The sequence below is a fragment of the Halanaerobiales bacterium genome (genome assembly GCA_035270125.1).
Lineage (GTDB): Bacteria > Bacillota > Halanaerobiia > Halanaerobiales > DATFIM01 > DATFIM01.
The window spans coordinates 1-8,613 of the sequence record DATFIM010000091.1 but is presented as its reverse complement, the minus strand read 5'-3'; the positions used below and the strand labels follow the sequence as shown (position 1 = coordinate 8,613).

General features: G+C 31.4%; 9 protein-coding genes. All 9 read right to left on the bottom strand.

Annotated elements, in window-relative coordinates:
- Positions 1–500 (bottom strand): fumarylacetoacetate hydrolase family protein (locus tag VJ881_05035; GenBank protein HKL75413.1); only part of this gene is annotated, 500 nt, incomplete at its 3' end.
- Entirely contained in the window at positions 501–1,508 is a 1,008-nt protein-coding gene (locus VJ881_05030; GenBank protein HKL75412.1) for a fumarylacetoacetate hydrolase family protein, read from the bottom strand.
- 26 nt (positions 1,509–1,534) lie between these two features.
- Complete coding sequence (locus VJ881_05025) at positions 1,535–1,918, bottom strand: cupin domain-containing protein (GenBank protein ID HKL75411.1); 384 nt, start codon at positions 1,916–1,918, stop codon at positions 1,535–1,537.
- A gap of 39 nt (positions 1,919–1,957) precedes the next feature.
- Positions 1,958–2,569, bottom strand: a complete 612-nt coding sequence (locus VJ881_05020; protein ID HKL75410.1) for an isochorismatase family cysteine hydrolase — start codon at positions 2,567–2,569, stop codon at positions 1,958–1,960.
- Between the two features lie 27 nt (positions 2,570–2,596).
- Positions 2,597–3,967 carry a dihydroorotase gene (gene pyrC / locus VJ881_05015; GenBank protein HKL75409.1) on the bottom strand — a complete coding sequence of 457 codons (1,371 nt, stop codon included), beginning with the start codon at positions 3,965–3,967 and terminating at the stop codon, positions 2,597–2,599.
- Positions 3,964–5,538 carry a carbon-nitrogen hydrolase family protein gene (locus VJ881_05010; GenBank protein HKL75408.1) on the bottom strand — a complete coding sequence of 525 codons (1,575 nt, stop codon included), beginning with the start codon at positions 5,536–5,538 and terminating at the stop codon, positions 3,964–3,966. The genes pyrC and VJ881_05010 overlap by 4 nt, the downstream gene beginning before the upstream one ends.
- A gap of 12 nt (positions 5,539–5,550) precedes the next feature.
- Entirely contained in the window at positions 5,551–7,281 is a 1,731-nt protein-coding gene (locus tag VJ881_05005) for a PucR family transcriptional regulator ligand-binding domain-containing protein (GenBank protein HKL75407.1), read from the bottom strand.
- Positions 7,282–7,314: 33 nt separating this feature from the next.
- Positions 7,315–7,713 (bottom strand): 4Fe-4S dicluster domain-containing protein, encoded by a 399-nt coding sequence (locus VJ881_05000; GenBank protein ID HKL75406.1) that lies wholly within the window; start codon positions 7,711–7,713, stop codon positions 7,315–7,317.
- A 5-nt stretch (positions 7,714–7,718) separates the two neighbouring features.
- A partial coding sequence (locus VJ881_04995) for an aldehyde ferredoxin oxidoreductase C-terminal domain-containing protein (GenBank protein HKL75405.1) occupies positions 7,719–8,613 on the bottom strand: 895 nt, incomplete at its 5' end.

The following is an 8,613-nucleotide window of genomic DNA, read 5'->3' as shown; positions in this document are numbered from 1 at the left end:
GGAATAAATCTTCCCTCTTTTTTGATCACAATTCCTAATTCTACTTCATAATCATATTTTTCAGTTACTCTACTTTCATATTCAACTGCTTTTTTAGGACCAATAACACAATTAGGAGCTTTTAAGAAAAATTCAACTTCTGTTGGTTTGGATCTTTTGGTTTCTTCTAAATGATCATCAAAGTTGGCTCCTCCACAGATTATTATTTTGGGCATAATAGGTGCCTCAAGTTCTACTTTTTCTAAATCATGACCATTAAAATTACTTTGATTTTTCTCAATAAAATCACTGCCTTCTTTTAAAGCCTGATAAGCTTTATCCCCTCCCTTAATTAGTTTTACAGTATCAGCTGGTATTCTTACTTTAGCTATTTTTTCTGCCAAATTATTACCTTTATTTTTTAGAAATTCACAATAACCTTTACGCAAATCATATACTTTCTCATCTATAACTGTACCCAATCTAGATTTTTTTCCATCATTAAAACTAACTAATCTCAATTACTTCACCTCCCTATAATCTATTACCGGGTTCTCAATTTTTCCTATATTTTCTATTTCACATCTTACTTTATCTCCTGGTTTTAACTGTACTTTATTTGCTCGCACATCTTTAATAACAGGAATCCCTTCATCATCTGTGCCAAAAACAACTCCATCAGGATTTCCGGTAGAAATTAAAATTTCTGGTTTCATAGTAAAAAAGGTAGAACAATAACTGGCAAATTCTTTAACACTTCTAAGTAAATCTGAAGTATTACTTTCTACTACTAATTCATCATTAATATATTTTTTTAATTTTAAATTTTCTGGATTTTCAATTTCATCTTTAGTAACTACCCAGGGTCCTATAGGGGCTGAATTATCAAAGGATTCTCCTTCACCATATCTAACATGAAACATAGTTCCTTCCCATCCAACCTGTAGTTTATCTAGAGAATAAACATCAGTTAAAATAGTATATCCAAAAACATGGTCCAGAATTTCATCTTCTTCTAAGAATCTGCCTTTTTCACCTATTACTAAAGCCAATTCTGGTTCAAAATCAATTCTACCAGTGTGATCTCCCTCATAATAAATTTCTTCTCCTGGATCTATTATTGTATGAGATGATTTTAAATAAAATTCAATGTAATCATGCATATCATTATTTTCTGGGTCTTCTAATTCAGGGCCAGCACACATGATTGTTTTAGGTTGATATGGTTTTAAGATTTTTACATCTTCTAAATTATAGAAGATAAATTCTTCATTAATCCCCAATTTATCTTTAGGAGAATCTTTTACATATTTAAAACCGGTTCTGGCAGCTTCCCAGGCTTCTTTGCCTGATTCTAAAAATTCCAGAAAATCATTAGAAATTATGGCCCTGGCCATTTCATCAGCCTGACCATCACCCTCTTCTTCTTTTAAATAAAGTGCATAAGCTCTTTGGACATCTACTAAACAATTGTCTTTTAAAGCTCCTATTCTTTCTTTTCCATTAAATTTAAAAGTACCATATTTCATTATACCCCTCCTTTCCTCTTTAGCATTTATTTATCTTCTTTTTTACCGAATGTATAACCTTTCATACCATATAGCTCCAAATCACCTGGAGTTTGAGAACCTAAAGTTATCATCTCTTCATCTCCAGTATTTTTAATACCATGAGCTTCACCTGCTCTTGCAAAAACACTTTCCCCTTCTTTAATTGGTGGATTTTCTTCTCCATCTGTTAAAACTTCGCCCTCACCTTTTACTATTGAAATTACATCTACTGAGTATTCATGAGTGTGTAGATTAAAAGCTTCACCTGGTTTTAAAACACTGTAGTGAAGAGTTAAATCATTATAGCCATTTCCCGGCCAGAACACCCAGCGCATATGTCCTCCATTTGTCTCAAATAATTCTCCATTTTCCCATCTTTTAATTTCCATATTAATTTCCTCCTGTTTTTTATTTGATTAATGAAATAATTATATTTTTTCTAAAAGCTCATTTGCTTTTAAAGTAGTTCCCAAAATTCTGTTAATAAACATCAAAGCAGCATCATGAAATTCTTTGCCATCCATACTATCACAGCAATCCTCAGCTACATAAACCTTATAATCTCTATTACAGGCATCAAATGAAGTACATAAAACACAGCTACTGGTGTTAATACCTGTTAATATAACAGTTTCTGCACCTATCTGCTCTAAAAGAAAATCTAAGTCTGTTCCATGAAAACAGCTGTATCTTTTTTTAGTATTGACTATATAATCTTCTTTTTCATATAATTTGGGTATAATTTCTGTTCCAGGAGACCCAGCAAGATTATGTCTGGAAATACCTTCTCTGCTCCCATCTGCTTCTTCATTTTTTTCTCCCCAGTGTGGATTGGACATTATTTCATCACTATCACGATAGGTAGTAACTACATGGATAATTGGCACTTCTTTTTTTCGTATTTCTTTAAAAAATCCAGCTGTATTATTGATTACTCTTGTACATCTTTCTTTTGGCAACAATGGTAATGTTGCTACTTTCGGGTCTAAATGACCTCTATGCATATCAACTGAAATTACAGCATACTTACTTTTTTTCATTATTAACCTCCTTTAGAAATGATATATTTAGGATTTTTGCACTTCTGCTCTTGAAACAAATTGGCCATAACCGGCTTCTCCTACTGGTTTCCCTCTTTTAGCTACTACTTTTCCCCTAACCATAACTGTATCCAATACCCCTTTTATTTTTTTACCCTGATAAGGTGTCCAACCACATTTAGATATTACATTTTCATTTTTTAGAGTTTCTTCAGCTTCCATATCCAAAATAACCAGATCAGCATCAGAACCAACACTTAAAGTTCCTTTTTTGGGATATAATCCATAAATTTTAGCTGGATTTTCACTCATTACTTCTACAATTTTATTTATATTGGTTTTACCCTGATTAACTGCATTTATCATTAATCTCATTGAGGTTTCCACACCAGGGATTCCATTAGGTGCTTCCCAGATATTATCCAGTCCTTTTTCCTTTACTTCTTTTGGATAAGGACAGTGATCTGAACCTATTAAAGTTATGTGATCACTATTAAAAGCAGGCCACATTTTTTCATCTATTTCTTTTTGATTTTTCATTCGCATTGGCGGAGTAAATTTTACCCAGGGACCTTTTTCTTCTAACATATCCTGAGTAAGATTAAAGTAATGAGGACATCCTTCTGCATAAATTGTATATCCTTGATCTCTGGCTTCTTTAATTTTAGCCATTATATCGGGATGACTGACATGAGCTATTACAACTCTGGCCCCTGTTTCTTTGGCCACATTAATAACTGCCTCAACTGCAATCTTTTCTGACAGTAGTGATCTCCATTCCAGATGAGATAATCTATCTTTTCTTCCAGCCTCTTTTAATCTTTTTTCATTTACTTCAGTTATACTTTCATTTTCACAATGAACAAGTAAAGTAGCATCAAGTCTTTTTATCTCCTGCAAAAAATAATACATATCTCCTGGATGTAAGGGTTTGGAACCATGAAGGTCACAGGTAAAAGCTTTAAATCCGGTTACTCCTCTTTTCCACATAGCCTCTAATTCATCTATATTATCAGGAGCACCTCCACCTTTAATACCAAAATCAACAACTGCCTTTTTACTTACATGATTAATTTTGTCTTCCAGTTCTTTAATCGAATAAACTGGTGGTATTGTCCGGTGATGAGTGATAGCAGTAGTTATTCCACCAACAGCTGCTGCCTGAGTTCCAGTAGTAAAATCTTCATTTTGAGTTTTACCGGGATCCATCATATGAGTATGACCATCTACTGCACCTGGAATAACATAACGATTTTTAACATCAATTTCATTATCTGCTTCTAAATCTTTAGCAGTAATAACACTAATTACTCCATCTTCAATTAATATATTCCCTTTTCTAATATCTTTAGAACTAACAATCCTACAATTTTTTAAAAGCGTTTTTTCCTGACTCATTTAATCAACTCCTTATAAAATTTTGGTTTTCTATCCAATGCAACGTTGGTACCCGGTACCACATTTTTTGCTAAAGCATATGGTGGTAAAATCAATTTTGAAATAGCCTGATTAATATCAACTAAAGTAGCTGCTATTATCTGACCATCTGGAGTAGTGATATAACTTCCATTTTTACCTGCTTTTATTACAAAAACTTTATTTTCAGCAGCTCTGGAAGAGATTATAATTTCTTCCTTAGGATGATAATAATTACCGGTCCAGATAATTATCTCTGCTCCTAAAAGCATTAATTTCCTGCTTACTTCAGGTACCAGCCCTTCTTCATCTACCATTATTCCCAGATCACCATAAGGGGTATTAATAACTCCTTTATTTTTTTCTCCCTGAGCTAAATTTTCACTTTCTCCAATATGGACTTTTTGATATTTACCATAATTTTTATTCTTTGAAAATACTGACACTTCTTTGTATAATTTTTTATTTTCTTTTTGATATCCAGTTAAAACTACAATAAGCTCTTCATTACTTAAAATATCTTTTATTTTTTTAATTACCAGATTTATATTTATCTCTTTATCCATTTCTCTTAAAACAATAATTTTAGAATCCTGAATTTCTAACTGTTTAATAAAATTTTTTGCAAATTTCAAATAACTATTCACATTACCTTTTTCATATTCATACTGTACTGCTGAGATTTGTACTTCGGCTTCTGCTATTTTTATATTTTTATTTAATTTTTCTTTAATAGCTAATTTCTCAGTATCTTCTACCAGACTTAGATAATCTCCAGGCACTCTTTTAACAGGTAATTCACAATTATCTTTACTGTTAATTTCAGTAAATATAATTTCTTCCTGATTTGGACTGGCTCTATTTATAAATTCTCCTTCAGGATTTATAACACAACTTCCCCCAGCATAAAGAACGGTATTTGCTTCAAGACCAATCTTATCAGCCATTATCAGCCAGATATTGTTTTCTATAGCTCTGGTAGCTAACATATAATCTAACTGTGCATTGGATAATTTTTCTGGATCTCTCCCGGTAGATGTTAAATTTGCCAGATCAATAATAATTTCTGCCCCTCTTAAAGCCAAAATCCTTGGTATTTCCGGAGCTCTACCATCAGCACAGATCATTAATCCTATTTTCCCAAATTCTGTTTCAACCACATCAGCAACTTCTCCACTTTCCAGCCATTTATGATCAAAATGCCATAAATTACTTTTTTGGGTAGTTGCTATGATTTTCCCCTGCCTATTTATTAAAATACCTCCATTATATTTTTTATCTTTTTCCTTTAAAACAATCCCGGCTGCAATATATATTTCATAATCACTGGCTTTTTTTTGTAATTCATTAATAACTTCATCAATATTTTCTAAAGATTCACTGCATTTTTTTTGATTATAACCCAAAAAATAAGCAGGATAGGCACTTTCTGGAAGAACTATCAAATCAGGATCTTTAGCTGCTGCCCTATCAATTAATTTTATTATGTCTTTCCAGGCTTCTTTATATTCAGTTATATCTCTGGCAATTTGTTGAATACAGGCAGTTTTCAACATTATCCCCCCTTAATCTTTTAAAGTTGATTTTTTAATCATTAAAGCTAAAAATAAATTAAATCTTTCTCTAGGATCATCCAGATCTTTTTTTAGTATTTTCTCAATTTTCTTAATTCTATAAGCTAAAGTATTTGGATGAATATATAATTCTTTGGCTGCTTTAGTAACATTTCCATTATTCATGAGATATTTTTTTAAGTTATAACAGAGGTTTTCATTGTGTTTTTTATCATATTTTATTAAATCTCCTAAAAAATCTTTGCAAAATTCTATTACTTCTCCTTCTTTTTCAATCATGGAAAGGATACGATAAATCCCAAGTCTTTTATAGATAAATACTTCATTTTCTTCTATAAATATTTTCCCGATTTTAAGAGCTTTTTTGGCTTCCTCATAACTTTTTTTTGTTTCAGCAGAATTATGATAAAGGCCACCTATTCCAAAATAATAATTTTTATTTATTTTATATTGAATTACCCTTTCTCCAATATTTTTGCATCTCTCACTTATTTTATTATATATTTCTTCTTCATCCTTAATTTCAGCAAATTGAAAAAGAATAATAATCCGGTTCCCTTCTTCATAAATAAAATAATTTTGCCCACTTTTACTAAACTCAGTATTGATTATTTTTAATGTTTTTTTATTGCTCTCCATTGAAGAATAATTATTTTCACTAAAGTCCTGATTACTTCTTTCAATTTCTAAAATTATAGCTACTGTAGCTTTTTCCACCTCATAATTTATAAAATTATATTTACCTTTCAATACCAGACTGTTGTTTATATTTCCACTAAAAAGATCATTTAAAAAATCTTTTTTAAGTCTTTTTTTAGTTTCATAAACTGCTCTTTTCTTTGTTAAATCAAGAGCAATAGTAGTAGCACCATGTTCTAAAGCTACAATATCTACTTCATTTGTCTGACCATAATATTCTATTAAAGTTAAAAATCCATAGGTTACACTATTAGCAATAATTGGAATCGTAAGTTGAGTATAATTTGAGTCTTTATAGTTTAAATCATAAGTGTAAATTTTGTTACTACAATTTTTTTGAGTATTTTCTTCAATATTATAATTGCAATTTTCAACTTTATCTTTATAATATTCATTTTTTCTAAATTCATTTAAAAATATTTTTCCTCTAAATTTTAGTAAATCATCAAATTCTTCTCTATTATCCTGATCCGGATAACCTACTGCCAGAGCTTCCAGATTATTATCCTCAACTATAATTAAATTATTAACTAGACTGGCCATAGTATCAGCAATTATTTCCAGACCATCTTCTCTTAAAACAATTTGGGTTAATTTATTGTGGATATCTTCAGATCTTTTAATTATCTCACTTTTATTTTGATTGATGGCATTCATTACATTTTCTATTATCTGTGGCCAGTCTATTTTATGGGGTAGCCTGATTAGAGGAAATGAAAATTCATCAGCTATATCTATCATTGCCTCCGGAATATTCCCTAAAAATCTCTCAGGTTTGATAGCTAAAGCTACTGCCTGACCTTCTATTAAACTTGTTAACCAACTTTTTTGTTTTTCTGAATTATCTTTTAAAAAATAGGCAGTAGTAACAACAAGTTCTCCGCCATTTAACCAGTCAGCTGCATCCGGGACTTCAGCTACAGTTACACTTTTAACTTCTTTTTTTGCTCCTGCATGACCGGCAATAATCCGAGCATCATTAAAAATAGGAAGTTCCATGATATCATTTAAAGTAATTTTCAATTTAGACTCCCCTTAAAACTTTTTTTTAATTCATTATTCAATAAACTTTATAGCATCCTTTTCACAAAATTCTACACAAACAGGATTCCCTCCACAGAGATCGCATTTTAATATTTCTTCAGTGGTTTGATTATAAAATATTGAGTCAAAAGGACAGGCCTCTATACATTTTAGACAGTGAATACATTTTTCCTTATCATAGACTACCATATCCTTTTTTTCATCCCTCCATAAAGCTCCGGTTGGACAACTTTCAACACACTGCGGGTTTTTACACTGTCTGCAATATTTGGGAGCTGAAGGTAAAGGATGAGTAAAAATAACTTTTATATTAGCTCTTTTTGGATTAAAAACATTATGATGTTCAAGTGAACACGCTATTTCGCAGGCCTTACATCCAACACATAAATCTGCATCTATTTTTAATCTCATTAATATCACTCTCCTTTTATGTTTAGTTCTTTTAATTTTTCTGTAGTTGGTATACCATGCTTACTCCAGCCTCTTACTTCATAATATTTATCAAGGAGAGTATTAAGATCTTTTTCATTAACTACATTACCTTTAGTTGGTCCTTCAGGTAGAGTATCTTTTAAAATTCTGGGAGGTAAATTATCATCCTCTCTGGTTAATCCTTCTCTATTGTTAAATAATCTTATTTTTGTTTCTATTCTATCTGCTGTTTCCCAGAGGTCTTTTTCTGTAAAATTTTCTCCAGTAAGTAAATTTAAATATGTTGCAAAGTCTTCAACTGATAGAGGAATCCATTTTGCTGGAAAATCACAGACCAACATGGAATGAAATACTGAATTTTCATCAACTTTCTCTTTAACATATTCGGCTTTACCTTCAATTTTATAGGGTTCTAAATTACCTAAAACTTCTATTGAGGGAGGCCAGGCTCTACGGTGACAGGCACCTCGTGGACTTACTGCATAAGATAGAGCAGTACCCAGGCCTATCCTTGGATCATAAGCTGGAAATTCAAGACCTTTAACATGCATTGCAAAATGTTCACTACCTTCTTTAAGTTCTTCTGACATTTTTTCTACACCATTGGCCATCAATTCCCCTAAATCTTTTCTCAAAGCTATATCATCAAGCAAAGATAGAGCTGCTTCAAAATTGCCAAATTCTAAATCCAGATCATCATATTTTTTAGGTAAAATCCCTTTTTCATAACATTCCATTGCAAAACCAATAACATTACCTGCTGAAATTGTATCCATTCCCAATTTATCACATTTAATATTTGCCTTTATAACAGCTGAAAGAGAATCAACTCCTAAATTTGGACCAAACATACCTACAGTTTCATATTCAGGACCTTCC